28 protein-coding genes, 2 tRNA genes and 1 riboswitch are annotated in these 26,602 nt (G+C 44.8%); of the genes, 22 read left to right on the forward strand and 8 right to left on the reverse strand.

Features of this window, described 5'->3' with window-relative positions:
- The first annotated feature begins 36 nt into the window (after positions 1–36).
- The 3 genes from MUB50_RS02840 to MUB50_RS02850 all read left to right on the forward strand — a co-directional run bounded on the left by MUB50_RS02840 (position 37) and on the right by MUB50_RS02850 (position 2,955).
- The gene (locus MUB50_RS02840; RefSeq protein WP_244790022.1) at positions 37–753 is read left to right on the forward strand and encodes a peptidoglycan recognition protein family protein; all 717 of its coding nucleotides are present in this window, start codon (positions 37–39) and stop codon (positions 751–753) included.
- Positions 754–850: 97 nt separating this feature from the next.
- Positions 851–932, forward strand: a riboswitch (ZMP/ZTP riboswitch).
- A gap of 86 nt (positions 933–1,018) precedes the next feature.
- Positions 1,019–1,732 (forward strand): IMP cyclohydrolase, encoded by a 714-nt coding sequence (locus MUB50_RS02845; protein WP_138277255.1) that lies wholly within the window; start codon positions 1,019–1,021, stop codon positions 1,730–1,732.
- 38 nt (positions 1,733–1,770) lie between these two features.
- Entirely contained in the window at positions 1,771–2,955 is a 1,185-nt protein-coding gene (locus tag MUB50_RS02850) for a phosphoribosylaminoimidazolecarboxamide formyltransferase (RefSeq protein WP_244790024.1), read from the forward strand.
- 206 nt (positions 2,956–3,161) lie between these two features.
- Here the strand turns inward: MUB50_RS02850 and MUB50_RS02855 are convergent.
- Both MUB50_RS02855 and MUB50_RS02860 read right to left on the reverse strand, forming a co-directional pair.
- Positions 3,162–3,234 (reverse strand) — tRNA-Gly (locus tag MUB50_RS02855).
- A 166-nt stretch (positions 3,235–3,400) separates the two neighbouring features.
- Positions 3,401–4,090, reverse strand: a complete 690-nt coding sequence (locus tag MUB50_RS02860) for a lysozyme family protein (protein ID WP_244790026.1) — start codon at positions 4,088–4,090, stop codon at positions 3,401–3,403.
- Positions 4,091–4,252: 162 nt separating this feature from the next.
- Here MUB50_RS02860 and MUB50_RS02865 point away from each other — a divergent pair, with 162 nt between their 5' ends.
- Entirely contained in the window at positions 4,253–5,332 is a 1,080-nt protein-coding gene (locus MUB50_RS02865) for a 3D domain-containing protein (protein WP_244790028.1), read from the forward strand.
- 110 nt (positions 5,333–5,442) lie between these two features.
- On the opposite strand, the gene MUB50_RS02870 is transcribed toward MUB50_RS02865, so the two are convergent.
- Both MUB50_RS02870 and MUB50_RS02875 read right to left on the reverse strand, forming a co-directional pair.
- Positions 5,443–5,515: transfer RNA gene (locus MUB50_RS02870), tRNA-Phe, on the reverse strand.
- 130 nt (positions 5,516–5,645) lie between these two features.
- Complete coding sequence (locus MUB50_RS02875; RefSeq protein WP_244790030.1) at positions 5,646–6,830, reverse strand: iron-containing alcohol dehydrogenase; 1,185 nt, start codon at positions 6,828–6,830, stop codon at positions 5,646–5,648.
- Positions 6,831–7,080: 250 nt separating this feature from the next.
- On the opposite strand from MUB50_RS02875, the gene MUB50_RS02880 reads away from it, so the two are divergent.
- The 3 genes from MUB50_RS02880 (at position 7,081) to MUB50_RS02890 (ending at position 10,260) form a co-directional block, all read left to right on the forward strand.
- Entirely contained in the window at positions 7,081–7,989 is a 909-nt protein-coding gene (locus MUB50_RS02880; RefSeq protein ID WP_244790032.1) for an NAD(P)/FAD-dependent oxidoreductase, read from the forward strand.
- 43 nt (positions 7,990–8,032) lie between these two features.
- Positions 8,033–8,335 carry a thioredoxin gene (gene trxA, locus MUB50_RS02885; protein WP_417030033.1) on the forward strand — a complete coding sequence of 101 codons (303 nt, stop codon included), beginning with the start codon at positions 8,033–8,035 and terminating at the stop codon, positions 8,333–8,335.
- A 101-nt stretch (positions 8,336–8,436) separates the two neighbouring features.
- Positions 8,437–10,260 carry a DUF6020 family protein gene (locus tag MUB50_RS02890; RefSeq protein WP_244790034.1) on the forward strand — a complete coding sequence of 608 codons (1,824 nt, stop codon included), beginning with the start codon at positions 8,437–8,439 and terminating at the stop codon, positions 10,258–10,260.
- Here MUB50_RS02890 and MUB50_RS02895 read toward each other — a convergent pair.
- A complete protein-coding gene (locus MUB50_RS02895) occupies positions 10,257–10,937 on the reverse strand; it encodes a Crp/Fnr family transcriptional regulator (protein WP_021651802.1) in 681 nt (226 codons plus the stop codon). The genes MUB50_RS02890 and MUB50_RS02895 overlap by 4 nt on opposite strands.
- Positions 10,938–11,255: 318 nt before the next feature.
- Here MUB50_RS02895 and MUB50_RS02900 point away from each other — a divergent pair, with 318 nt between their 5' ends.
- From MUB50_RS02900 to trmL, 3 genes are all read left to right on the forward strand, one after another.
- Entirely contained in the window at positions 11,256–12,941 is a 1,686-nt protein-coding gene (locus MUB50_RS02900; protein WP_244790036.1) for a B12-binding domain-containing radical SAM protein, read from the forward strand.
- Between the two features lie 104 nt (positions 12,942–13,045).
- Complete coding sequence (locus MUB50_RS02905; protein ID WP_244790038.1) at positions 13,046–13,654, forward strand: AIR synthase-related protein; 609 nt, start codon at positions 13,046–13,048, stop codon at positions 13,652–13,654.
- Between the two features lie 80 nt (positions 13,655–13,734).
- The gene (gene trmL / locus MUB50_RS02910; RefSeq protein ID WP_118514668.1) at positions 13,735–14,235 is read left to right on the forward strand and encodes a tRNA (uridine(34)/cytosine(34)/5-carboxymethylaminomethyluridine(34)-2'-O)-methyltransferase TrmL; all 501 of its coding nucleotides are present in this window, start codon (positions 13,735–13,737) and stop codon (positions 14,233–14,235) included.
- 101 nt (positions 14,236–14,336) lie between these two features.
- On the opposite strand, the gene MUB50_RS02915 is transcribed toward trmL, so the two are convergent.
- From MUB50_RS02915 to MUB50_RS02925, 3 genes are read right to left on the reverse strand one after another with little or no spacing between them, the layout of a single operon-like run.
- The gene (locus tag MUB50_RS02915; RefSeq protein WP_244790040.1) at positions 14,337–15,746 is read right to left on the reverse strand and encodes a sensor histidine kinase; all 1,410 of its coding nucleotides are present in this window, start codon (positions 15,744–15,746) and stop codon (positions 14,337–14,339) included.
- A complete protein-coding gene (locus tag MUB50_RS02920) occupies positions 15,743–16,444 on the reverse strand; it encodes a response regulator transcription factor (RefSeq protein WP_015524367.1) in 702 nt (233 codons plus the stop codon). Before MUB50_RS02920 ends, MUB50_RS02915 begins: the two co-directional genes overlap by 4 nt.
- Before the next feature lie 16 nt (positions 16,445–16,460).
- Entirely contained in the window at positions 16,461–18,842 is a 2,382-nt protein-coding gene (locus tag MUB50_RS02925) for an endonuclease MutS2 (RefSeq protein ID WP_118514664.1), read from the reverse strand.
- A gap of 306 nt (positions 18,843–19,148) precedes the next feature.
- On the opposite strand from MUB50_RS02925, the gene MUB50_RS02930 reads away from it, so the two are divergent.
- From MUB50_RS02930 to MUB50_RS02985, 12 genes are all read left to right on the forward strand, one after another.
- The gene (locus MUB50_RS02930; protein WP_118514797.1) at positions 19,149–20,096 is read left to right on the forward strand and encodes a 3'-5' exoribonuclease YhaM family protein; all 948 of its coding nucleotides are present in this window, start codon (positions 19,149–19,151) and stop codon (positions 20,094–20,096) included.
- A gap of 3 nt (positions 20,097–20,099) precedes the next feature.
- Positions 20,100–21,467: a 23S rRNA (uracil(1939)-C(5))-methyltransferase RlmD gene (rlmD, locus tag MUB50_RS02935; RefSeq protein ID WP_244790042.1), complete on the forward strand. Its 1,368-nt coding sequence runs from the start codon at positions 20,100–20,102 to the stop codon at positions 21,465–21,467.
- 279 nt (positions 21,468–21,746) lie between these two features.
- Positions 21,747–22,220, forward strand: coding sequence for a DUF6075 family protein (locus tag MUB50_RS02940; protein ID WP_117804311.1), 474 nt, complete (start codon positions 21,747–21,749; stop codon positions 22,218–22,220).
- Entirely contained in the window at positions 22,207–22,374 is a 168-nt protein-coding gene (locus MUB50_RS02945; protein ID WP_181988432.1) for a hypothetical protein, read from the forward strand. Before MUB50_RS02940 ends, MUB50_RS02945 begins: the two co-directional genes overlap by 14 nt.
- 18 nt (positions 22,375–22,392) lie before the next feature.
- Positions 22,393–23,175 carry a ParA family protein gene (locus tag MUB50_RS02950; protein ID WP_117804310.1) on the forward strand — a complete coding sequence of 261 codons (783 nt, stop codon included), beginning with the start codon at positions 22,393–22,395 and terminating at the stop codon, positions 23,173–23,175.
- On the forward strand, positions 23,168–24,070 hold the full coding sequence (locus tag MUB50_RS02955) for a ParB/RepB/Spo0J family partition protein (protein ID WP_117804309.1): 903 nt from the start codon (positions 23,168–23,170) through the stop codon (positions 24,068–24,070). Before MUB50_RS02950 ends, MUB50_RS02955 begins: the two co-directional genes overlap by 8 nt.
- Positions 24,051–25,172 (forward strand): DUF6017 domain-containing protein, encoded by a 1,122-nt coding sequence (locus MUB50_RS02960; protein ID WP_117804308.1) that lies wholly within the window; start codon positions 24,051–24,053, stop codon positions 25,170–25,172. The genes MUB50_RS02955 and MUB50_RS02960 overlap by 20 nt, the downstream gene beginning before the upstream one ends.
- A 2-nt stretch (positions 25,173–25,174) precedes the next feature.
- Entirely contained in the window at positions 25,175–25,528 is a 354-nt protein-coding gene (locus MUB50_RS02965; RefSeq protein ID WP_117804307.1) for a DUF6050 family protein, read from the forward strand.
- A gap of 2 nt (positions 25,529–25,530) precedes the next feature.
- Positions 25,531–25,815 carry a DUF6809 family protein gene (locus MUB50_RS02970; protein ID WP_117804306.1) on the forward strand — a complete coding sequence of 95 codons (285 nt, stop codon included), beginning with the start codon at positions 25,531–25,533 and terminating at the stop codon, positions 25,813–25,815.
- 76 nt (positions 25,816–25,891) lie between these two features.
- A complete protein-coding gene (locus MUB50_RS02975; RefSeq protein ID WP_158565828.1) occupies positions 25,892–26,056 on the forward strand; it encodes a hypothetical protein in 165 nt (54 codons plus the stop codon).
- Positions 26,053–26,196, forward strand: coding sequence for a hypothetical protein (locus tag MUB50_RS02980; RefSeq protein WP_158565827.1), 144 nt, complete (start codon positions 26,053–26,055; stop codon positions 26,194–26,196). The genes MUB50_RS02975 and MUB50_RS02980 overlap by 4 nt, the downstream gene beginning before the upstream one ends.
- A 52-nt stretch (positions 26,197–26,248) precedes the next feature.
- Positions 26,249–26,602 (forward strand): helix-turn-helix domain-containing protein, encoded by a 354-nt coding sequence (locus MUB50_RS02985; RefSeq protein ID WP_181988433.1) that lies wholly within the window; start codon positions 26,249–26,251, stop codon positions 26,600–26,602.

A 26,602-nucleotide genomic window follows, 5' to 3' on the forward strand; every position in this document is an offset into this window, starting at 1 on the left:
ACTTCCTCCGAGTCTTCCAGAAGAAAAAAGAAGTCTTTGAGAAAAAAGAATCCGATCAAGATCCTGCAAAGGGTTGTGCTGATATTTATCATTGTGATCGTTGCTTTTGCTGCGTGTGTGTTAGGATACGCATTTTTGGAGATGCGCATGGAACAGAGTGAAACTCAGTCCGGACAGGAAGAAATATCCGGGAATGCCAGCGGAAATGGCGGGCCGGAACAATGGCAGGCAGAAGGAGCGCCTTTTATTGATGTGGAGCTTCTGACACCGAATTCCTATTCCAGACCACAGATTTCTATCGAACAGGTAAATTATATAGCCATTCATTATACGGCCAATCCGGGATCTACTGCCGTATCCAACCGGAATTATTTTGAAAATCTTGCGACAACACAGGACAACAAAGTCAGCAGTCATTTTGTGATAGGGTTGGAGGGAGAAGTGGTACAATGTATTCCTACCTCGGAAATATCCTATGCCACAAATTCCAGAAATGTAGATACCATATCCATTGAATGCTGCCATCCGGATGAAACAGGGCAGTTTAATACAGCAACCTATGATTCGACGGTAAAGCTGACAGCGTGGCTTTGTACACGCTTTGGGCTGACTTCGGATCAGGTGATCCGTCATTATGATGTTACAGGTAAAGACTGTCCGAAGTATTACGTGGAGAATCTCGATGCATGGATCCAGATGAAATCAGACATTGCCGCACAGATCCAGACAGATTATGCATTACAGGGGAAATAAAGTGTTATTGTTTATTTTGTGAGCAACAAGAAGTCTGGAAAAATAATTTCTGAAAATAGGGGCTTGAAAATTAAGAAGAAGTATTGTAGTATAACAGCAGAAGCTGCATGACTGGCGGAAAGTAGGATCACCTACAGGGAGTGCAGTGAAGTGAGAAGCCGACCGCCTGGGCAGCCTGATAAGGGGTGTCCAGGCGGTTTTTTGTTACCGTTCATATCCTGGGATAAGCCCTGGGCCTTACATTAGACAAGGAGGACTGTGAAAAATGACGACATTTTCACTTGAAAAAGAACTGAAAGAAAATTCCTATCCGGGAAGAGGAATTGTGATCGGACGTTCCGCTGACGGGAAACATGCAGTTACTGCATATTTTATTATGGGAAGAAGCGAGAACAGCAGAAACCGTATTTTTGTTGAGGATGGGGAAGGAATCCGTACACAGGCTTTTGATCCATCCAAGCTTACAGACCCGAGCCTGATCATCTATGCACCGGTACGTGTCCTTGGAAATAAGACCATTGTAACAAATGGTGATCAGACAGATACGATCTATGAGGGAATGGACAGACAGCTTACCTTTGAACAGTCTCTCCGCAGCAGAGAGTTTGAGCCGGATGCGCCGAACTATACACCTCGTATTTCAGGCGTTCTTCATGTTGAAAACGGTAAATTCAATTATGCGATGTCTATTTTAAAGAGCAATAACGGAAATCCGGATTCCTGTCTTCGTTATACATTCGCCTATGAGAATGCGGCAGCAGGACAGGGACGTTTTATCCATACTTATAAATGTGATGGAAATCCACTTCCAAGTTTCGAGGGAGAGCCGAAGCTGGTAGAGATCCCAAGCGATATTGATGAATTTGCGGATCTCCTCTGGAAGAGCCTGAACCAGGATAATAAAGTTTCTCTCTTTGTTCGTTTTATTGACATTGAGACAGGAAAATATGAATCCAGGATTGTAAACAAGAATAAATAAGAAAATAGGGATATCACAGAGAACGGAGGAGCTTTTTCATGAAAGAATTACAGTTAAAATATGGATGTAACCCAAATCAGAAACCATCAAAGATCTATATGGCAGATGGAAGTGAGCTTCCGATCCAGGTACTCTCCGGAAGACCAGGATACATCAACTTCCTGGATGCTTTTAATGGCTGGCAGCTGGTACGTGACCTTAAGAAAGCAACCGGACTTCCGGCAGCAACTTCATTTAAGCATGTATCTCCGGCAGGTGCTTCCATCGGACTCCCACTGAATGAGACACTGGCAAAGATCTATTGGGTAGACGATATGGACTGGAAGAATTTTTCTCCGCTTGCATGTGCATATGCAAGAGCAAGAGGTGCAGATCGTATGTCATCATTTGGTGATTTCATTTCTCTTTCTGATATCTGCGACAAAGATACCGCAATGCTCATCAAGAGAGAAGTTTCTGATGGTGTGATCGCACCTGGATATACAGAGGAGGCTCTTGAAATTCTGAAGCAGAAGAAAAAAGGCAATTACAATGTGATCCAGATTGATGAAAACTATGTTCCGGAACCTTTGGAGCACAAACAGGTATTTGGAGTTACTTTTGAGCAGGGCCGCCAGGAGCTGGCAATTGATGATGCGCTGATCTCCAATATTGTAACAGAGAATAAAGAGCTTACGGAAGAAGCCAAGAGAGATATGAAGGTTTCTTTGATCATCCTGAAATATACACAGTCCAATTCCGTATGCTTTGTTAAGGACGGACAGGCTATCGGCGTTGGTGCAGGACAGCAGTCCCGTGTACACTGTACACGCCTTGCAGGCCAGAAAGCAGATAACTGGTATCTCCGTCAGTGCCCGAAGGTACTGGAGCTTCCGTTTAAAGACACGATCACACGTGCGGAGAGAGATAATGCCATTGATGTTTACATTGGTGAGGAATATATGGATGTCCTTGCAGATGGTGCGTGGGAAAAGACATTCACAGAGAAGCCGGAAGTGTTCACAAAAGAAGAGAAGAGAGCATGGCTGGATGGTCTTACCGGCGTGACCCTGGGATCCGATGCATTCTTCCCGTTCAGTGATAATATTGAGCGCGCATATAAGAGCGGTGTAAAATATATTGCAGAGCCGGGCGGATCTGTCCGTGATGACGCAGTTATCGATACATGTAATAAGTATGGAATGGTGATGGCATTTACTGGAATCCGCCTTTTCCACCACTAAAAGATATATATCGTGACCATGATAAGCGGCTGAAATAAAAGATAAAAAATATAAAGTCCCGAATCTGAATTTCTGGAAAAAAGAAATCAGATTCGGGACTTTTTGATTGAAGAAGGATAGTTTTCAACAGGCTGTGAATATCCATATGATTGAAAGCGGGTATAAATCAGCAAAAAAAAGAACTCTGAAAAATCAGAGTTCTAAAGAGCGATAGACGGGGCTCGAACCCGCGGTCTCGACCTTGGCAAGGTCGCGCGTTACCAACTACGCCACTATCGCATATGCCTTATCGCTTCAAGCATTTCCCTCAGCGACAAGACATATATTAGCATAGATTTTATATTCTGTCAAATGTTTTTTGGAATTTTTTTGAAATTATATACAACATATAAAGTTTATTCCAGACATCTGAAATAGACCTTGTATATGACAATATTTCGGTGGCTTATGAGTTATTGTCTAAGTGGTAATAGCGCAAAACATGATCCGGATAGTATTGGTCACCATAGTCCCATGGACCTGCAGGATCGTGAAGGGGATCATCTTCATCACGTTGTGTGTTGCCGCTTGCCATCTGGGCAAAGGCCTGGGCACTTTGGGCCGTCCACACAGTCTGATCGTTCTCCTCCAGATAAGCAAAATAGGAATCGGCTCCGAAATTGTATGCCTGCAGAGCCAGACGGATTTTGGAAAGATCAGTCGGACCGGTACAGCCGGCTTTATCCAGAGCATATTTCAGTTCCTGGATGCCACAGGAAATAGAGTAAGAAGGATCTGTGATACCATTGGGCTGCTGAGGATATCTGGCATTGTAGGCTCCTTCTGAGGACTGCATGGGATCGGTACCCTGCCCGGAGCTTTCCTGCATCATCACAGCCAGGAGAAGGTCTACATAGTCGGACATATCATATTGTGCTGCTTCGCTGGAAACCTCATCGCGATAAGCTTCACAGGCTGCATTGATCTGAGGGGTTTCCTCCTGCCTGCCGGAAAATCTGGGAAAACGCAGAAGGATACAGACCACGATCAGCAGAAAAAGACATGTCAGAAAGATCTTTTGCCTGCGTACCTGCTGTACACGGAGTCTGTGGCGTTGTTTTTTAGTAAGGGTTGGTTTCTTGTGTTTTGTATTCATATATGTATTGTATCCGTTACGGATAGATTTGACCAGTTAAAAAATATGATCTTTTTGTTAAAAATTTCTGAAGACTGTCCTGTGAAATTGCAAAATATGATCTGATATGCTATGATAGTCGGGACAAACCGTAGAATGCCGGAAAAAAGGAGGCAAGATTTCATGCGAAAAAAGCTTCTGGCAGTTATTTTATGTGCTTCTATGCTTTTCCCTGCATCAGTATCTGCAGAGGTACTGGGATATGAAGCAACATTGGATACATATACACAGGAGAAAAAAACACCTCAGCAGTTTCAGATTGATGATGGGGCGGGAAATACAGTAAATGTTTTGGCGAAGAATGATACGCTTTATGTTACAGCGAAAAATACGTTAATCCGGTCCAATCCGGGAGACAGTGGTACAGAGCTGCGTTCTGTGATCCTGGGAACGAAGCTTGAAAGAGTTGCAGTCTGTGACAATGGCTGGAGCAAGGTGACCTTCCAAAAGAAAGGTGCGGACAAGATCATCGGTTATGTTTCGGACAGCGTGCTCAGTGATACAGAGATCGTAAATAAATTTACGGATACAGTTACAGCGGCACAGGACAGTGATATCCTGGATTATCCCGGCAAGAAAGACGGAGAGGTTGTAGGAGAGGTCCTTCAGGATGATGAGTTGAAAAGAACAGGTACGGTAGATGCTATCTGGAGCAGGATCGTTTACACAGATGACAGTGGTTCAGATCACGTCGGATATATTCCGACCAGCTGTCTGGAAGGTTATCAGGCTACGGAAGTGGCCAAGGCAGAGCAGGAAAAGAACACAAAAGCAGGATCCCTTACCAAGAGTTCCGGAGAAGGGATTTTTGCGGATGCAGTGGATGGTGTAACTTCCACAGGTGGTTCCGGAAGTACCGCAGCTGGCGTACAGATCGGAACACCGGTATCAGTATCTTCTGACGCGACACTGAAACCACTGGGAACATTCCGGATCACGCATTATTGTCCGTGCAGCATCTGCTGCGGACCATGGGCGAATGGAATTACTTCCACAGGAGTAACGGCCACTACCAACCGTACGATCGCAGTGGATCCGAGTCAGATCCCATACGGTTCCAAAGTAGTGATCAATGGCCAGGTTTATGTTGCAGAGGACTGTGGAGGAGCAATCCGGACCAATTGTATCGACGTATATGTGGCAACACATTCCGAAGCAGAGCAGAAGGGTGTGTTTTATACAGAAGTATATTTGCTTCAGTGATCAGAAAAAGACTGCTGTAGATTCCATTCCATAAGGGATTTGCAGCAGTTTTTTTGTATAAAAAAACTCTGACCAGCAGAGGCTATTCTGCGATCAGAGTAAAAAAATAATGCCCAGAGCCGGAATCGAACCAGCGACACGAGGATTTTCAGTCCTCTGCTCTACCAACTGAGCTATCTGGGCATGTCTCTTTCGAGTACTTTGTTACTTTAACACATTTATGTAGAGAATGCAAGGGGAAAATAAAAAAAGCAGATGTTTTTCTGAAAAATCTGATTTTCAAAAAAACATCTGCAATATTATGGCTACAGATTTATCTGGCAGCAAGATAGATTTTTTCCATATCTTTCATGTTCAGCTGTTTGAACACACCGATGGTACGGGTGTCTTCAAAGCTGCATTTAAACGCCAGATCATGGATCTCCTTTTCTGTAAGATCAAGACCAAGCTCATGAAGGCTGGTAGGCATCTGGATGGAACGAAAATAATCTTCCATGGCTTCAATGCCGGCAAGGGCAGTTTTGTTGAAGTCAGTACTGCAGGGAATGTCAAATATATTGACTGCAAACTGGGCAAAGCGTTCCGGATTTGCATCATAAACGTAACGTGCCCAGCTTCCCCACAAAGCGGCAAGACCAGCTCCGTGAGCTACATCGTAGGTGCCGCCCAGTTCATGCTCCAGCTGGTGACAGGCCCAGTCACCACCGCCTGTTCCGCAGCCGGTAAGTCCATTGTGGGAAAGGCTGCCGGCCCACATGATCTCTGCCCGTGCAGTATAATTATCCGGCTCCTTCATCAGGATCCGGGAGTTATAGATCACGGTCTGCATCAGAGATTCGCTGATACTGTCGGTGATCTCCATGGTTTCGATATTTACAAAGTACCGTTCCATAGTATGCATCAGGATATCCACACAGCCGCTTTCGGTCTGATATTGTGGCAGGTTATAGGTGAGTCGAGGATTTAAAATAGCAAAACGTGGGCGGCACAGATCGTTGCGGGCACTACTCCGTTTCAGCCAGCCATCTTCATTGGTGATCACACAGGATCCGCTCATTTCACTTCCGGAAGCTGCGATCGTCAGGATAACGCCTACGGGAAGACAGGCTTTTGGGGTTTCGGTGCGGAGAAAAAAGTTCCATACATCTGTATCCGGATTGGCAAGTCCATAGCCGATGGCCTTGCAGGAATCAATAACGCTGCCACCGCCAACAGCCAAAAGAAAATCAACCTGTTCTTTGCGGCAAAGCTCAATACCCTCACGTACCTTAGAGAGACGGGGATTAGGAACCACACCGCCAAGAGTGACATAGGAGATACCAGCTTCATCCAGAGAAGATCGGATCTCATCGATCAGACCGGAGCTTACTGCACTGTGGCTGCCATAATGGATCAGTACTTTGCTGCAGTTCTGCTCTTTTAGAACAGTGCCGATCTTAAGGTGTGTATCTTTCCCGAAAATAACCCGGGTAGGGGTAAAATATTCAAAATTTCTCATAGAGATTAGGCTCCTTTTTATGATCCCGCAGGGGTATCATCTTGGTTCATTTAATTGGTTTAAAGACGTTATAATAATAGCATAGAAGAGAAACAGACGCAAATAAAAGCTATTGAAAAAAGGGTGTAATTTTTGGGGAATGTGGTATAATGACTTCTGTGAAGGAAAAGTGACCTGATCACAGAAACAGACCAATGCGAAGCGTATATTATAGAACAGATCCAAATGAAGAAGAAAGCAGGTGTCTGAAATGGAGAATATCATTATCATAGGAGCAGGTCCGGCCGGGATCTCGGCAGCACTTTATGCGGCAAGGGGAAATATGAATCCACTGATTATAAATACAGGGATCGGTTCACTGGAAAAAGCAGAGAAGATCGAGAATTATTACGGACTGGAGCAGCCATTGTCCGGCAGAGAGCTTTTTGAAAGAGGTCTTGCCCAGGCAAGAGCACTTGGAGTACGGATCCTGGATGCCCAGGTTGTGGGAATGGGTGGTTTTGATACTTTTGAGGTGAAAACTACCGCAGGAGATTTTGAGGCACGCAGTGTGATCCTGGCAACCGGAAGCAGGAGAGCTTCTGCCAGGATTCCGGGAGTAAAGGAATTTGAGGGAAAAGGTGTCAGCTACTGCGCAGTATGTGACGCATTTTTTTACAGAGGAAAAGAAGTGGCAGTGCTTGGAAGCAGTGATTTTGCTCTTCATGAAGCAGAAGAACTTTCTCATACCGCTTCCCGTGTGACGATCTTTACAGATGGAAAGAAACCGGAATTTTCAAGAGAAAATCAGCTTCCGGTTAATACCATGAAGATCCAGGCAATCGAAGGGGATGAACGTGTTTCAGGCATCCGCCTGAAAAGTGATGTGTCCATGCAGGAGGCAGGTGCCGGAGAAGATTCTTTTGTGCCGGCAGAGGGAGTCTTTGTAGCGCTTGGTACAGCCGGAAGCTCGGAGATGGCCCGCCAGATCGGCGCGGAGCTGAATGAAAAAGGAAATATCCGGATCAATGAAGAGATGGAGACTACAGTTCCGGGGCTGTATGCAGCAGGTGATTGCACCGGTGGACTTCTCCAGGTGGCAAAAGCTGTTCATGACGGTGCCCAGGCAGGACTTTCTGCCTGTCGGTATGTGCGGAAGCTTTTGAAAGCGGAGGCATAAGCTGAAATTAAAAAAAACAAATACAGGATCAAGGAGGAATTTTATCATGGCAAAAGTTTTTACAACAGACAATTTTGAAACTGAGGTATTAAATGCAGAAAAGCCGGTACTGGTAGATTTTTGGGCAACCTGGTGCGGACCATGCAGACGCCAGGCTCCGGTCGTGGAAGAACTTGCAGAAGCCGGATATGAAGTTGGCAAGGTTGACGTAGACAAAGAGCCATCACTGGCACAGCAGTACAAGATCATGAGTATCCCTACACTGCTGGTATTCAAAGGAGGAAAAGAGACCGCACGTTTTGTGGGACTGACATCAAAGACAGAGCTTGAGGCAGCGCTTCAGTAACCAAAACAGAAAACAGAAAAAACAGATACAGCTCTGGGAACCGAAATGGTTTCCAGAGCATTGTTGGCTTACTGAAAATTTTAAACAAGGGTTAATAAAATATGGATGAGAAAATAATAAAAAAGAATGCAGTGCCTGTGATCGCGGCAATGATCACAGCGCTGGCCTTTTCTTTTACGGGTCTTCCAATGGATGGCAATACTTCTGCAGAGAAAATGAGCAATGTTTATAATGGATTGGGATGCACGAGCTTACTTGCATGGATCCTGCTTCTTATTTTATACGTGAAAGGATGGGAGGGCTACCGGAAATACAGAAACTGGCAGGCACATGTTTTGGCAGTGATCTTTTCAGCGGGAATGCTTCTTGGAACTTCTTATTTTACAAATGGAAACTGGGATTTTCTGTTTGGCGCAAAGAAACAGATCCTGATCTCAGCCGGATGTTTTATAGGATTTTATATTATCTGTGATATGGGAATCACTTATTTCTGGAGGATTCCTGAGATGGAGTTTTTCCGAAAGGCCTGCGGGCGTATCCCGGCCAGAGAGGAAGAGGTAATGTGGTTCCGCCTGGCAAAGATATCTATGATCATTGGATGGACACCGTTTATCCTGGCATTTCTCCCGGGTTCGATCCCGGCAGATGGATTTCGGCAGCTGGATGTATTTTTGGGAGCTATGCCGCTGGACAATCATCATCCATGGGTTCTGACGATGATCATGGGTGGACTGCTGACACTTGGAAAAACTATCTGGTGTTATAATTTTGGAGTATTTCTGATCGTCATTGTGTTTACTTCTGTGGAAATCTGGTGTTACAGTGCGGTAGTCCGCTATCTGTACAGATGGAAGGCTCCAAAATGGATACTTTTTGGTACTGTTCTGCTGTTTGCATTTGTTCCCATATTTGGAAGCTATGCGCAGGCAGTGATCAAAGATGGCTTGTATACGGCAGTCATTACTTTGTATTTTGCAGTGTATATAGATATTTGTCATTCCTTTTCCAAGAGAAAGGCAGTATATTTATTTCTTCTGGGAATCAGTGTCTGTCTTACCCGAAATAATGGCATTCATCTGGTCCTGCCTTCTTTGATCCTTTTGTTTTTCTTCCTGGTAAAGGGAGCGAGGAAATATGCATTTATTGTGGCTGTCTGTGTTTTTGCCTGTTATCTGGGTGTAGAAAAGGGGGCAGCACCTGCCCTTGGCGTGGCACCTGGATCCCGATGTGAAATGCTTTCGGTACCGTTTCAGCAGACTGCCCGATATCTGAGAGAATATCCGGATGATGTAACCGCAAGTGAGAAGAAAGCGATCAACAGGATCCTGGATTATGATGTTCTTGCCGAGAAGTATAATCCGGAACTGTCGGATCCTGTGAAAATTACATTCAGGTTCAGAGATAATGATGATGATCCTAAATTGGATGGATACATGAAGGATTATTTTAAAGCCTGGTTTGCCATGTTCCGTCGTCATCCGGGAGTATATATCCAGGCAACATTGAATAATATTTACAGTTATAATGATCCGTTCCATATGGGAAGAGGACAGCAGGGCGTGTACCGGTTCTACATAGATAAAATGTATCAGAAGAAAGCCGGGATCGATGTCAGTTATGTTGGACCAAAAAAAATCCAGTATATATTCCGGCTTTATGATGAATTATGGATGCGCACACCTGGCCTGGGACTTATCTTAAGTGCAGGAACGTATACCTGGCTTACTCTGTTGCTGATGGGGTATCTTCTGGTGAAGAAACAATGGAAAAAACTCCTGATCTTTGCCATACCGGTGCTGAATATACTGATATGTCTTGTTTCTCCGGTAAATGGACTGATCCGTTATATGTGGCCGGTAATGACTATTATGCCGATGCTGTTCTGGTGGATTCTGCAGCCGGCACCTAAAACATCTTCAAATTAAAAAGTATTCATCATTTCATAAAGACGTCTTTTATCCAGAATGCGGATCGATCCCCGTGAGATCTGGATAGAGCCGTCTTTATTCATTTTTTTAAGGCTGCGGCTGACAGCTTCTCTGGCACTTCCGATGGAGCGGGCGATGGCTTCCTGTGTGAGAGCGAGCTCATCGGAACCGGTATCTGCAGCTTCATCCAGAAGAAAGGCTGCGATCCTCTGAGTCAGGGTCATAAAAAATGTCCGTTCGATTCCTGCAATCACATCTGAGAAATGTTCAGTTGTCCGTTTGTAGATGAAGTTTTCCAGATAGATATTGTTTTTCATCAGCCGGGAAAAAGGAACTGCCGGAAGCAGAAGCAGATCACAGTCTGTTTCTGCATCGATCTGTACATCAAATGTAATGGCAGAAAGCATGCAGGAGGCGGAAAGAGTGCAGATATCACTGTCCCTTAAACGGTACAGGGTGGCCTCTTTTCCCTGAGCGGACAGTAGATAAACGCGGAGAACTCCCTTCAGAAGAAAAAGAGTTCCCAGGCACTGGCGCTCTTCAGACTGTATGGCAGCACCTGCCGGGTAATGAAGCTCGCGAATGTTATCAAGAAGAAAATTCCGATCTTCTTCAGTCATATGTTCCCAGAAGGGAAACGCCTGAAAATAATTCAGACAGCTGTTTCGATCCATAAAAAGATTACTCCTTTATAAAAATATATAGTACTCATTTTAACGCTGTTTGGATGGAAATACAACAAAAACGGCATTTTTGTGGCAGGAGGGAAATCCCTGTTTGTTACTGTTCACTCCGTTCTCAGCAACACGCTTCGCGATGCACAGAATTTATGCTGATCGCATAAATTCGCGCGGTATGTCTCTAACCCCTGTTTTTCTATTTACATCCGGTGGAGGGAACGTTATAATCATAAAGCGAAAAGGATCAACAGAGAAATAATGAAAACTGCCGGGGAAAGAAATTATCCGACAGAAGTTAGGAGAATATAAAATTTGAAAATCTTACTTGCAGCATGCAATGCAAAATATATCCATTCCAATCTTGCGGTATATAACCTGAAATCCTGTTCCGGAGAATACAGCTCCAGGGTTGTGGTCAAAGAGTATACGATCAATCAGATCAGGGATGACATTTTAAAAGATATTTATCTGGAGCAGCCGGATGTGGTCTGCTTTTCCTGCTATATCTGGAATATTTCCTTTGTCAGGGAGCTGGTGCCGGATCTTAAGAAAATCCTTCCACAGGTGGAGCTTTGGGCAGGAGGCCCGGAGGTATCCTACGATGCGGTGGAATTTCTGAAAAAGAATCCTGCGTTTTTTGGAGTGATGGTGGGAGAAGGAGAGGAAACCTTCCATGAACTGGCAGGTTATTATATAGAAAGAAAACCGGAAACTTTGAGCGGGATCCGCGGAGTGGCTTTTCGTGATGAAAACAAAGGCAGGGATATTGTACACACGGGCTGGCGGGAATTGATGGATTTAAGTAAAGTTCCGTTTGCATACAGCAATCTTACAGAGTTTAAAAACCGCATTATTTATTATGAGAGCAGCAGGGGATGCCCCTTTTCCTGCAGCTACTGCCTTTCTTCCATAGATAAGAAGCTTCGGTTCCGTGATATTGAGCTTGTAAAAAAGGAATTGCAGTTTTTTATTGATAATAAAGTTCCTCAGGTCAAATTTGTGGATCGTACCTTCAACTGCAAGCATGACCATGCCATGGAGATCTGGAGGTATATTACGGAGAATGATAACGGGATCACCAATTTTCATTTTGAGATTTCAGCAGATCTTCTCCGTGCGGAGGAGCTGGCGCTGATGAAAACCATGCGTCCGGGACTGATCCAGCTGGAGATTGGTGTACAGTCCACCAATCCTCAGACCATCAAAGCCATTCGGAGAACCATGGATTTTGAAAAGCTGAAAGGGATTGTAGAGCAGATCCACAGCTTTGGAAATATCCACCAGCATCTGGATCTGATCGCAGGACTTCCCTATGAGGGATACGACAGCTTCCACAAGTCCTTCTGCGATGTTTACGCACTGCGTCCGGAACAGTTTCAGCTTGGTTTTCTGAAGGTGCTGAAGGGATCACACATGATGGAAATGACAGGGGAATATCAGATTCTTTACAAGGATCGGGAACCCTATGAGGTACTTTCCACAGCCTGGCTGACCTACGGGGAGATTTTAAGGCTGAAAATGGTGGAAAGTATGGTGGAAGTGTATTATAATAGTGGGCAGTTCAAAAATACCCTTGTATTTCTGGAGAAGTATTTTGACGATCCTTTCCGGATGTATGAGGCACTTGGCAGATTTTATGAGAAAAAAGGTTACTCGGAGATCTCTCATTCCAGAATGAGGCGCTATGAGATTCTTATGGAGTTTGCCGGAGAACAGAAAGAGATCCCGCCGGAAGCACTTTCCGATGTAATGCTCCTCGATCTGTATCTTCGAGAGAATTTAAAGAGCAGGCCATCCTTTGCTTCAGACCAGAAGCCGTATGAGCGGCAGATCTGGGATTACCGGAAAGCAAAAAAAATCCCGAAAACCGCCCATATCGAGGTGTTCCGGGATGGAAAGAGGCTTCTTTTTGATTATACAGACAGGGATCCTTTGACCAACAATGCACAATTAACGGATATTACAGATGAGGTGAATAATAATTATGGGAATGTTTGATCCGAAAAAAAGGAAAGTGATCACAGCGATCATCGCAGTTATTCTGGTACTGGCAATGGTAGTTCCGACTGTGATTTCGCTTATCATTTATTAAGGCGGCAGTTATGAAACTTGGAAAAAAGGCACTGGAGGCGCTTCAGGCAGAAATAGACGGGCGGCTTATGCCGGGAGATGAGCTGATCGTGGCAGGCCCTGTGGCTGCAGAAGGAACTGCATGGATCACAAAGAATTATCATGACAGACTGCGGGATGTTTTTGCAGAACGGTTTCTAGAGGATGTTGTGAAGCTTCCGGAGGTTTACGGAATAGGAACAGAAAAAGAGAATAATAAGATCTGGAAAATGGCGGAAGAATCCGGAGCCAGTGCCCGATATCTGATGGGAGAAGGTGGCTTTCTTGCTGCCCTCTGGAAAATGGCGGAGGCATCCGGGGTAGGTCTTAGTGCAGATCTTCGGAGTGTACCCATCCGACAGGAAACCATAGAGATCTGTGAGATCTTTGATGTGAATCCGTACAAGCTCCTTTCCGGCGGAAGTATTCTTCTGGGAATCCGTGGAGGCGATGCGTTTGTGCAGCAGCTGCGGCGAGAGGGGATCATGGCAGCAGTGATCGGACAGACCGATTCCGGAAATGACAGGCTTCTTTACAGCGGCGGAAATGCCAGATATCTGGAACGGCCGGCAGAAGATGAAATCAAAAAGCTTGGCTTTTGATTTCATGAGCAAGCAGCGAAGCGGATTGCGAATGCATATTTTGTATATTTAATGTTATGTAGAAAAGAGGAAAATAATAAATGGGAGTTTTGAATATTGTGCTCCATGAGCCGGAAATTCCGGCAAATACAGGAAATATCGGCAGAACCTGTGTGGCAACAGGAACCAGGCTGCATCTGATCGAACCGCTTGGTTTCCGCCTGAATGAAAAGGCCATCAAGCGTGCAGGTATGGATTATTGGGAACAACTGGATGTGACCAGATATCTGGACTACGAGGATTTTCTCAAAAAGAATCCGGGAGCAAAGATTTATTACGCAACCACTAAGGCACCTCAGACTTATACAGATGTGCAGTATGAGGATGACTGTTTCATTATGTTTGGCAAGGAGAGTGCGGGAATCCCGGAGGATATTCTGGTAAACAATCAGGAAACCTGCGTGCGGATCCCGATGATCGGAGATATCCGTTCCCTGAATTTAAGCAATTCAGTTGCCATTGTGCTTTATGAGGCGCTGCGACAGCATAATTTTACGCATATGAATCTGGAAGGCCATCTGAGAAATTACGACTGGAAATAAGCCTGCAAAGAGTAAATAAAAACCTCTGATCTGGAAATACTGTAGGAGATATTGAGAGATATTTCTTTTACAGCCTTCCGGACCAGAGGTTTTTTGATGTTTTATTTTGTTTTTTCCAGTGTAAAGATAAATTCTGTTCCAACACCTACGGTGCTGATCACATTGATATTCTGTTTATGAGCGTTGATGATCTCTTTTACAATGGCAAGGCCAAGCCCGGTACCCTTGCGGTCTTTTCCACGGGAGACATCGATCTTATAGAAACGGTCCCAGATCCTGGAAAGACTTTCCTTTGGAATTCCGGTTCCATGGTCTTTGACTGAGACAAAAACCTTGCCATGGTTGACGGTGGTTTCCAGTGTGATGGAAGAATTGTCACTGCTGAATTTTACTGCATTGTCCAATAAATTGTATAGTACCTGCTGGATCTGTTCCATATCTGCACGGACAAAAAGCTCTTTTCCCGCAAGGAAGAGCTCCAGACGGATGTTTCGTTCCGTACAGATTCCTTCAAAGGTGGCGGCTGTGGTACGGATCGTTTCATTGATATCAAAACGCCGCATATGCATCATACGCTTTTTGACATCCAGTTCGTTTAAGGTAAGGAGACTTCGGGTAAGCTTCTCCAGACGGGTGGATTCAAAAGCAATGACCCTTAGATAACGGTCCTGCATTTCCGGTGGGATGGTACCGTCCAGCATGGCTTCCACATAGCCTTTGATGGAGGTCAGAGGTGATCGGAAATCATGGGACACATTGGAAATGAACTGCCGTTGATACTCTCCGTTTTTGTTCAGCTTGTCTGCCATGTAATTCAGGGAGTGGGAAAGATATCCCATCTCATCTTCAGAATCTACGGGGATCGTGTAGGAAAGATTTCCGTTGGCAAATTCCAGGGCACCCTTTAAGATTTCTTTCAGAGGTTTATGGACCCTGTAAAAATAGATCAGAAGAAAACTGAAAAACAGTGCATAGATCACAATAAAGATCAGTACCATAACCTCTACGATATTGCTGCGGCTTTCGTAGAGGTTTTTCATAGGATAGTGGATCACCAGATAACCGATCACCAGATCTGTATCTTTTATGGGAACAACTGTGCTTAACTGTGCGGTTTTTAATGTCCCGTAAAACGTACCGGAAGAATAGCAAGTATCTTCGTAATCTTCCGGCCGGAAGCTCCTGACGGTGATAGCACCGGAATCAGAGGACTGCTGGTTTGTGTTTATCAGAACGGTCCCATCTGTATCCATAACCCAGAAATCTGCATTTTGAAAGGCTGCTGCTGAGGAAAGAGCCAGGATGAGGGATTCGTTTTTGGGGCTTTTTACAGCCTGACGAAGTTCATTTTTGGAAACCAGCTGGCTGGCAGTGCGGTAAAGAGACTCTCCGGTAGAGCGCTCCAGCCTTTTTTCTACCAGGTAGGAGCCGCCGGAGGAAAGCAGCAGAAAGCAGATTCCGCCCAGCATAAAGTACAGGATCAGCAGTTTAGTATAAAGATGCAGTTTCATGAATCCTTTACCTCAAATTTGTAACCGATTCCCCAGACTGTGGAAAGAGCCCAGTTTGGGTTATCCTTGATCTTTTCACGGAGACGTTTGATGTGAACGTCTACGGTTCTGGTATCACCAATGTATTCATAGCCCCAGATGTGATCCAGAAGCTGTTCTCTTGTGAAAACCTGATTGGGAGAAGCTGCCAGGAAATAGAGAAGCTCCAACTCCTTTGGCGGCATATCAATCTGGTGTCCCATATAAGTTACAGAATAGTTGGTTAGGTTGATCACCAGATCCGGATAGGAAACACATTTTTCCTTTGGCGCGGCAGACGGAGATTTTACATGAAATCTGCGCAGTACCGCACGGACACGTGCCACCAGCTCTTTGGAGTCAAAAGGCTTGATGATGTAATCATCCGCTCCAAGCTCCAGTCCCAGGACTTTGTCAAAGGTTTCTCCCTTGGCGGAAAGCATAATGATCGGTACATCGGAGGTGTGACGGATCTCACGGCATACCTGGTATCCGTCAATGCCCGGAAGCATGAGATCCAGAAGGATCAGATCCGGGTGAAAAATATGGAACTGCTTCAGGGCTTCCTCGCCGTCATTTACGATCTTAGTCTCAAAGCATTCTTTTGTGAGATAGAGAGCAACCAGCTCTGCAATGTTGTTGTCATCGTCAACAATGAGGATTTTCTGTTTTGTAGCCATGGTTTCAGCTCCTTTTTTATTTCTTGAATTCTACAATGGTCACGCCGGCATCGCCTTCTCCGAATTCGCCGAGACGGAAGGAAGCTACGTGCTTCTGGCGCTTCAGGTAATTGTGGACACCTTTGCGGAGGGCACCGGTACCTTTTCCGTGAACGATACGGACGGATTTCATGTGTGCGATATAGGCGTCATCCAGATATTTATCCAGCTCTGCAACTGCCTCATCTACGGTTTTTCCAAGAAGATTGATCTCTGTGGAAATGCTGGCTGCCTTGGACATACGGATCTTTCCGGCACCGGTGCGCTGCATGGACGGAGTGGTGATCACCGGTTCATCCACAAGCTCCAGATCGGAGATATGAACCTTGGAACGGATGATACCCATCTGCACAAAGAGATATCCTTTGGAATCCGGATGACTGGAAACTGTTCCCTTGAGATTAAGGCTGAGCACCTTTACGGTATCGCCAAGAGAAAGATCGGATGGTTTCAGCTGTTTTTTTGGCTTTTGCTTCTGCTGTTTGGAAGACATTCCAGTTTCGGCTTTTGACATACGTTTTTTCAGGTTCTGGCGCTCTTTTTCCACGGAAGCGGTATCTACGTGATCCTTCTGGAATTTATGGAAAAGCTTCATGGTCTGATCTGCGTATTCCTTGGTATCGCGGAGGATCGCATGTGCCTGTTCATTGGCTTCTCTGAGAATCCGCTCTTTACGTTCATCAAGCTTTTCTTCTTTTTCCTGAAGGGATTTTTTCAGATCTTCTACCTGTTCTTTATAACGGGCAATTTCAGCACGCTCGTTTTCGATGGTGACACGGCTCTGCTCCAGGGATGTCAGAACATCTTCAAAAGATTCATCCTGCTCGCTGATCTGTTCCTTTGCTTTGTCGATGATGAAATCCGGAAGCCCCAGCTTGGAAGAAATGGCAAATGCGTTACTTTTTCCGGGAACACCGATCAGAAGGCGGTAGGTCGGACGTAAGGTTTCTACATCGAATTCACAGCAGGCATTTTCCACACCCGGAGTGGAGAGGGCGTAGATCTTCAGTTCGCTGTAATGGGTGGTCGCCATGGTACGGATACCCTGCTCGTGAAGATGTGACAGGATCGCAATGGCAAGAGCGGCACCCTCTGTAGGGTCAGTACCTGCACCAAGCTCATCGAAGAGGACCAGGGAATCCTGATCTGCGGATTTCAGGAAGGAAACCACGTTTGTCATATGAGAGGAGAAGGTACTTAAGGACTGTTCAATGCTCTGCTCATCTCCGATATCAGCATAAACCTCGCGGAAAAGTGCAAGTTCGGAACGATCGAGCGCCGGGATATGGAGACCCGACTGTCCCATCATGGTAAGAAGACCTACGGTTTTCAGAGAAACAGTTTTACCACCGGTGTTTGGTCCGGTGACAACCAGGAGGTCAAAATCATCTCCGAGACGGATGTCAATAGGAACGGCTTTTTTCTTATCGATCAGTGGATGACGGGCCTGGCGAAGCCGGATCCGGCCTTCTGTGTTGAAAATAGGTTCACTGGCGTTCATGTCCATGGCAAGTGCAGCACGGGCAAAAATAAAATCCAGCTGTACCATGATGGAAAGATCTGCGTGAATAGCCTCCAGCTCAGCAGCTACCTGCTGGCTTAAGGATGCAAGGATCACTTCGATCTCTTTCTGCTCTTTCAGCTCCAGCTCGCGGATGTCGTTGTTTAGCTTGACGACAGCCATGGGCTCAATGAAAAGGGTGGAGCCAGTGGCGGACTGGTCGTGGATCATACCGGGAACCTGCCCTTTATATTCAGCTTTTACTGGGATACAGTAGCGACCGTCACGCATGGTGATAACGGAATCCTGAAGATAATTCCTGGCACTTCCTGCAACCAGAGAAGAAAGCTGGGTGTGTATCCGGTCGTTGGTGGCTTTGATGCTGCGGCGGATCTGACGAAGTGTACTGCTGGCATCGTCACTTATCTCATCCTCAGAAAGGATACAGCGGCGGATTTCTGTACTGAGGGGCGTCAGAGGCTCCAGTGCCGCAAACATTCCATCAAGGGAATCAGTCATTCCGTCATCACGATCATTTCTGGAATAGGCCTTTACACGACCGGTATTCTCGAGAAGACTGCAGACAGAAAGCAGCTCCGGTGCATTCAGAGCGCTTCCCACAGTAAGACGTTTTAATGTGCCACGGATATCCTTGACACTGCCGAAGGAAATGCCGCCTTTTTTGAACAGGCGGGCAAGGGCATCGTGTGTTTGTAACTGCATGGACCGGATTTCATCAATGTCCGTGGAAGGGGTAAGCTTCCTGCAGAGATCTTTTCCCATGGGGGAGGAGGCCTTGTCTGTGAGCAGATCTATGATTTTATAGTATTCAAGTGCTTTGTATGCTTTTTTGTTCATTGTTGCTGTAGTTACTCCTTTTTGTTACTTCTGTTGATTCTGTGTTTTTCTGCGTAACACAGGATATGCAAAAAAACACTTCGTTTCCTATTTTACATGATTTCCATAGCAAAGGAAAGTAAAATGTGTTATGATACTGAATAAAGCCCGGAAGTAAATGGAAACCGCGCAGAAATGCAGGGAAGCCCGGACCGGGGTACAGCCAGAGATCGTAAAGAAAGACTGGTTGTGAATGCAAAGTGTGAAGTAGATGCGTTCGTAAGTATGTCCGCTTTGAAAGTAAAAAGAACAGAAAGGCAAGAATTTATGCGTTTTTTAAATGAATTACATGAAGGAGACAGAGTAAACGGGATCTATCTCTGCAAACAGAAACAGGCAGCTACAACGAAGAATGGCAAGCCTTATGAGAATCTGATCCTTCAGGATAAAACAGGTGTGATCGATGGTAAGATCTGGGATCCCAATTCTCTGGGAATTGATGATTTTGATGCTCTTGATTACATTGAGATCATGGGAGATGTGACAAGCTTTGCAGGCGCCATGCAGCTGAATATCAAGAGAGCACGCAAGGCAGGAGAAGGGGAGTATGATCCGGCAGATTATCTTCCTACCAGTGAGAACAGTGTGGATGATATGCAGAGCCAGCTGCGAGAGCTTATCAACAGTGTGAAGAATCCCTATCTTTCCCAGCTTCTGAAGAAGCTTTTTGTAGAAGATCAGGAATTTATGAAGATATTTGAGGGACATTCTGCGGCCAAGACCGTACATCATGGCTTTATCGGTGGATTGATGGAACATACTCTTGGAGTGACACGTCTCTGTGATTACATGGCGAATGCATATCCTGTTTTAAACCGTGATCTTCTGATCACAACTGCACTTCTTCATGATGTGGGTAAAACTAAGGAGCTTTCTGCTTTTCCGATGAATGATTATACAGATGAGGGACAGCTTCTGGGACATATTGTGATCGGGGCACAGATGGTACATGATCTTGCAAAAGAGATTCCGGATTTTCCGGAGAAGATTGAGAATCAGGTGATCCACTGTATTCTTGCACATCATGGTGAGTTGGAGTACGGTTCTCCCAAGAAACCGGCACTTGCAGAGGCAGTTGCCCTGAATCTGGCAGACAATACAGATGCAAGGATGGAGACACTGACAGAAATTTTCCACGCAGACAAAGGCAAAAAAGAATGGCTTGGTTTCAACCGGCTTTTTGAGTCCAATTTAAGAAGAACAGGAGATATTTAATACATGGAATTCCGTAAAAACGATATACTCACTTTAGATATAGAGGATTGCGGAGTTGACGGTGAAGGTATCGGGAAAGCCGATGGCTTCACCGTTTTTGTGAAAGACGCCGTGATCGGAGACCGGATCAAAGCCAAGATCATCAAGGCAAAAAAGAACTATGGCTATGGCCGCCTGATGGAGGTGATCACACCGTCTCCATACCGTGTGAAACCTGCCTGCTCTATTGCCCGCCAGTGCGGAGGATGCCAGCTTCAGGCATTATCCTACGAGCAGCAGCTGAAATTTAAAGAGAAAAAGGTTCGTGGACATCTGGAAAGAATCGGAGGTTTTCAGAATCTTGATATGGAACCGATCATGGGGATGGAAGACCCCTATCATTATCGAAACAAGGCACAGTTTCCGGTAGGAAAAAATAAAGACGGAAAGATCATCACAGGCTTTTATGCAGGAAGAACCCACTCCATCATTGATAACCGGGAATGTATTCTGGGAGTGAAACAGAATAAAGAGGTTTTGGACCGTGTGATCGGACACATGGAAAAATATCATGTACAGCCTTACGATGAGACTACGGGAAAAGGTCTTGTACGTCATATTATGATTCGTTATGGCTTCCATACAGATGAGATGATGGTCTGTCTGATCTTAAACGGAGATAAGATCCCTGCAGAAAAGGCTCTTGTGGAATCACTCTGTGAAATTCCGGAAATGACCAGCATTACCATCAATGTTAATAAAAAACGGAACAATGTGATCCTGGGTGATCAGCTTCGCCTCCTTTGGGGACAGTCCTATATAACGGACAGCATCGGAGATATTTCCTATCAGATCTCTCCCCTGTCCTTTTTCCAGGTCAATCCCATCCAGACCGAAAAACTGTATGGAAAGGCTCTGGAGTACGCCGGCCTTACGGGAAATGAAACTGTCTGGGATCTGTACTGCGGAATCGGAACTATCTCCCTGTTCCTGGCCCAGAAAGCAAAATTCGTCCGCGGCGTGGAGATCGTACCACAGGCCATTGACAATGCAAGAGAGAATGCGAAGCTCAATGGCATTGAGAATGTAGAGTTTTTTGTCGGAAAAGCAGAGGAAGTGCTGCCGAGAGAGTATGAGAAGAATGGCGTTTATGCAGACGTTATCGTGGTAGACCCGCCACGGAAGGGCTGTGATGAGGTACTTCTGAATACGATCCTTAAAATGAAGCCGGAGAGGGTTGTGTATGTGAGCTGTGACAGTGCGACATTGGCGAGGGATCTGAAGGTGCTGTGTGCGGAGGATTATGACCTGACGCGGGTTTCTACTACTGATATGTTTCCGCAAGGGGTTCATGTGGAGACTGTGGTGGGACTACATCGCAAAGATATGTAGAAATCCTTGAATTTACGCACTTTGTGGAGTTTTTCAGTTTCAATGAAATTGGTGAAAATCATAAGGAAAAGGTACTTGTAAATAAAGTAACGGTGATTGTAGCCTTAGACCTCGGTACGGGGAACACAAAAAATCCTGAGATATGAAAGTGAATATTTGGCTATCAGATAAATGATAGATTATAGGGATACCTGTTAAATACGGGTGTCCTTATTTTTTATATTTGAACATTTGTGAATGAATGTTCTTTTAAAAATTAAAAATCAGGAGGAATGAAACATGAGAAGCACAGCGGTAAGAGCAAATCAGAAAACAACTTGCACAATTACTTTCAAGAACAAGGAACATGAAAAATTTTATCAAAAGTACCTGTCAAAATGCCGGTATCAGGATGTGTACCATAAAGCATTGGTCTATTGCCTTGGAATTGACCGTGACACCAGAGATCATGTGAAGCAGATTTATGATTTTCAGACAGGATGTGTGAAACCAGAGTGTCTGCAGGAAGGCTGGCAGACCAGCGGCAGTGTAAAAATTATCCGGATGGCATTTAATCTTTACTGCAACGGAACACCCAGTATTTATAATTTTGAAGATTCTGATCTGGAAGGACAATTACAGGAGTGCAGTCTTTATACGGTAGAGGAATTATTCTGCTGTGGTTACGCTCGGTATTTTTGGGAAGCGGTCAAAATACGCTATCCGGAGTATTGCTTTTATGTGGATTGGGAGGATAGTTATGTTGAAAATTAGGATGCAGGGAACCTTAAAGGATATTCGCTGGTTCAAGGGACTCATGGAACGGCACGGGGAGATTAAAGTGAAGGATGTGTCGAAGCCGTTTAAAAACAAGGGAACAGATCAATATGTCCGTGTTTATGCGGAAATAGAAAAAGAAGAGAAATAAAAGACGGAGGAAAGTAATATGTGCAGAGTTATCGCAATCGCAAACCAGAAAGGCGGAGTGGGAAAAACCACCACATGTGTAAATTTAGGGATTGGACTGGCAAGAGCAGGAAAGAGAGTGCTATTAATCGAAGCAGATGCACAGGGAAGCATGGCTGCAAGCCTGGGAGTACAGGAGCCGGATGAACTGGAGGTCACACTTGCAAATATCATGGAAAAAGTAATCAATGACGAAGAGCTGGAACCACAGGAGGGAATGATCCGGCATGAAGAAGGGATTGATTTTATCCCTGCAAATATTGAATTGGCAGGGGTGGAAACTGCCCTGGTGAATGTAATGAGTCGGGAAATGGTATTACGCCAGTATCTTGCCGCCCAGAAAAAGGATTACGATTATATCCTGATCGACTGTATGCCATCCCTTGGTATGATAACGATTAATGCCCTTGTAGCGGCAGACAGTGTTCTGATACCCGTTGAAGCAACATATCTTCCGGTCAAAGGGCTTCAGCAGCTTATTAAAACCATAGGAAGAGTACGCAGGAAACTGAATCCAGAGCTTTCCATTATGGGAATCTTATTTACAAAGGTAGACCGCCGTACAAATTTTGCAAGGGATATTGCCCGGAAGATATGGGAGGTTTATGGAAACCAGATACATATTTTTACGAACTGCATCCCCATGTCTATCAGAGCCGCAGAAACACCTGCAGAGGGAAAGAGCATTTACCGTCATGATCCGAAAGGAATCGTAGCAGAGGGATACCGTTATCTGACGGAGGAGGTACTGGACAATGAATAAAAGTGCAGAGAAAGTAAAGCTGACTTCTTTTGATGATCTGTTTGGCACAGCTTCTTTAGATTCAGGGGAAAGGGTGACAACCGTTCCCCTCTCCCAGTTACATACTTTTAAAGACCATCCGTTTCGTGTTGCGGATGATGAAAAAATGCAGGAGACGGTAGAAAGTATTAAACAATATGGGGTGTTGATGCCGGGAATTGTCCGTCCATATCCGGCAGGAGGATATGAAGTAATAGCCGGACATCGTAGATGGAGGGCCTGTGAGCTGGCAGGTCTTTCTGAAATGCCAGTGATCATCCGGGAAATGGATGATGATACAGCCACAGTAATCATGGTGGATACGAACATCCAGAGGGAAGATATACTGCCCAGTGAAAAAGCCTATGCTTATAAAATGAAGTATGAAGCATTGAAACACCAGGGAAGCAAAGGAAAAAATACGGCAGTCCTTGTGGGGGAAACTGCTGGTGACAGCGGAAGAACCGTACAGAGGTATATCCGTCTGGCGGAACTTGTAAAAGAACTTCTGGATGCAGTAGATAGCGGGAAAATACCCATGATGGCAGGGGAGAAGCTGTCTTATCTGACAAAGGAAGCACAAGGTTGGGTAGCAGGTGCGGTTGCGGATTGCGGTGTATACCCGTCAAAGGCACAGGCAGAGCAGATAAAGACCATGCAGGAGAGCGGAGAGCTGACAGAAGGAAGAGTGTTTGCAGTCCTTATCAGAAAAGAAAAGGGCAGCCAGGGCGTTACAATCCCGGCAAAGAAGGTTCGTGATTATTTTCCACCTTCATACACAAAAACAGAGATGGAAGAAGTGATCTACAGGCTGTTGGAGCAGTGGAAAAAAGAAATGGGAGAGGAGGAACCGGTAAATGGAAAAGATACAGTTTGAGTATTTTCGGGGCATGGAAGCGGAACAGTATAGTTTTTACCGTGTTCCCAAAGTCCTGTTTACGGCAGAGTGCTTTAAAGAACTGTCCTGTGAAGCAAAGGTATTATACGGTCTGATGCTGGATCGTATGAGCCTCAGTATTAAAAACAGATGGTTTGATGAAAAGGACAGGGTATATATTATTTTTACCATAGAGGAGATCATGGAACTACTGGGATGCGGAAGACAGAAAGCAGTCAAGAACCTTGCAGAGCTTGATTCTGAAAAAGGGATTGGTCTGATTGAGAAAAAAAGGCTGGGACTTGGCAGAGCGAATGTAATTTATGTGAAGAATTTCATGCTGAAAGAAACGGTAGAAACAGAAGAAAAAAGCCAGGAAAGCCTTGAAAATACACAGAAGTATGAAAATCAAACTTCAAGAAGTTCCAGAATCAAACTTCAAGAAGTTCCAAAATCAAACTTCAAGAAGTGTGAAAACCAAACTTCAAGAAGTATGAAAATCAAACTTCAAGAAGTTCCAGAATCAAACTTCAAGAAGTGTGAAAATCAAACTTCAGGAAGTATGAAAATCGAACTTCCAGAAGTTCCAAAATCATACTCTAATAATACTGATAATAATAACACTGAATATAGTGATACTGATTTTAGCAAGACGGATATTAGTGATACTGAGGATTATCTATCTTATCCATCTTATGCTGCAGGTAAAACGAAAGAGGAGACGATGGATGAGATAGAGAGGATGAATGCTTACCGCACATTGATCCGTGAAAATATTTCTTACGAAGCTTTTGAACACAGGGGATATGGAACAAAGGAAGAGGTTGATGAACTGGTAGAACTGATGGTAGAAGCCATGATGCTCCCGAAAGGGCAAATGGTACGGATCGCCGGAGCAGACAGGCCGGCTGAGATTGTAAAGAGCCGCTTTATGCAGCTTCGGTATCCGCATATCGAATATGTTACGGAATGCCTGAAAAACAACACAACAAAGGTCGGAAATATTAAAGCATATTTGTTGACCACACTTTATAATTCCGTAATGACAATGGATCACTATTATCACGCAGAGGTCAACCATGACCTGTATGGAGGTGGATGAAAATGACCGCACATAAATTTGCTGGCAAAGTGGTATATCCGGTATTGGCAGCAATACTCCTGTTTTTTCTACTGCGTCCGTTCTGTATGGAGCAGGGGAAATGTGATTATCGGTTGCTGGTTCTGCTGATGGGGATTCCCTTTGGAATAGGGAAAATGCTGGTATGGATTGTACCGGGACGAACCGATCTGGGAGGGACACTGGGATTTCTGGTATTCCAAATTTTGATTGGAGGTGTTGTCGGAAGTATGGTCATGCTGTGGAAACTGGCGGAAGCAGCTGTCTATTTGATATGGGGAATATATGCAGGTATTGTGTGGGTATGCAGGATAAGAAAATCAGGAATGGAGGAATGAGGATGGGATGGACAATGGAACAGTTATTCCGGGACGGAATCATGCCCAGGGAAATGTGCTGTCCAAAGAAGCAGGAATACAAAGATACTATGCACCTGTTGGATGAACTGGAAAGTGATATGAAAAAAGAGCTTACAAAAGAGCAGGCAGACCTGTTGGAAAACTACAAGGAGTATTTCAGTTTGTTGGCAACTCTGGAGAATGAGGAATGTTTTATACAGGGAATGGCACTGGGAACACGGCTGACGGCGGAAGCCTTTCTGACCGGGAAGGATAAAACAGAATAGGGGATTAAAAAAAGGCAGCTAAATGAGAATTTGGTTGCTTTTTTGATTCGAGAAATTTATCTCAGGAGGATGGAAGATGCTTGTATTTGAAATTGCATTTTTAGTGGTGGCAGCATTGATGCTGGCAGTAGATATTATTTTTCTTCTTTCTACCCTTTTTTCAGGACCATGGAAAAGTGAAGAGTGGAGAAGAAAGGAACGGGAATATAGGAAGAAACAGAAAGGAACAAAGAATACATGATTTTTTTTAAAATATTTTTGGTTGTGCAGGTACTAGGAGGATTGGTGCTATATCCAATGGTCATTGCAGGAAAAAGGGCGGATGAGAAAATGACAGGGATTATGCATCAAGAACAAGAGAAAACAAAGAAAATAAAATAAACTTTGCGTCACAGTGTCGCAAAGTTGGAACATGTTGCAGGAGGGTATTGTGTTGGGAAACCGTGTTAAATCCAGAGAACTGATGGAACTGGGAATACGTATCCGCAGCAGACGTATAGAACTGAAACTATCACAGGAGGAACTGGCAGAACGGGCGGGAATCAATTCCAACACAGTGAGCAGGATTGAAGGAGGACAGATGGCAATGTCTGTGGAGACGTTCCGAAAGCTGGTGGAAGTTTTATGCATGGGTGCAGATACTTTATTAGATACTGTTGGACAGTCACCGCAGGAAAGCCATCAGATACAAAATGTGTGCCGTAGAATATGGAAGCTGCAGGAAAAAGAACAGGAGATTGTAGTCAAGACAATGGAAACGCTGATTGATGGATTAGAGAGAAGATAA

Origin of the sequence: Blautia sp. NSJ-140, from assembly GCF_022868965.1 — a bacterium.
In the GTDB taxonomy this organism is placed as follows: Bacteria; Bacillota; Clostridia; order Lachnospirales; family Lachnospiraceae; genus Blautia_A.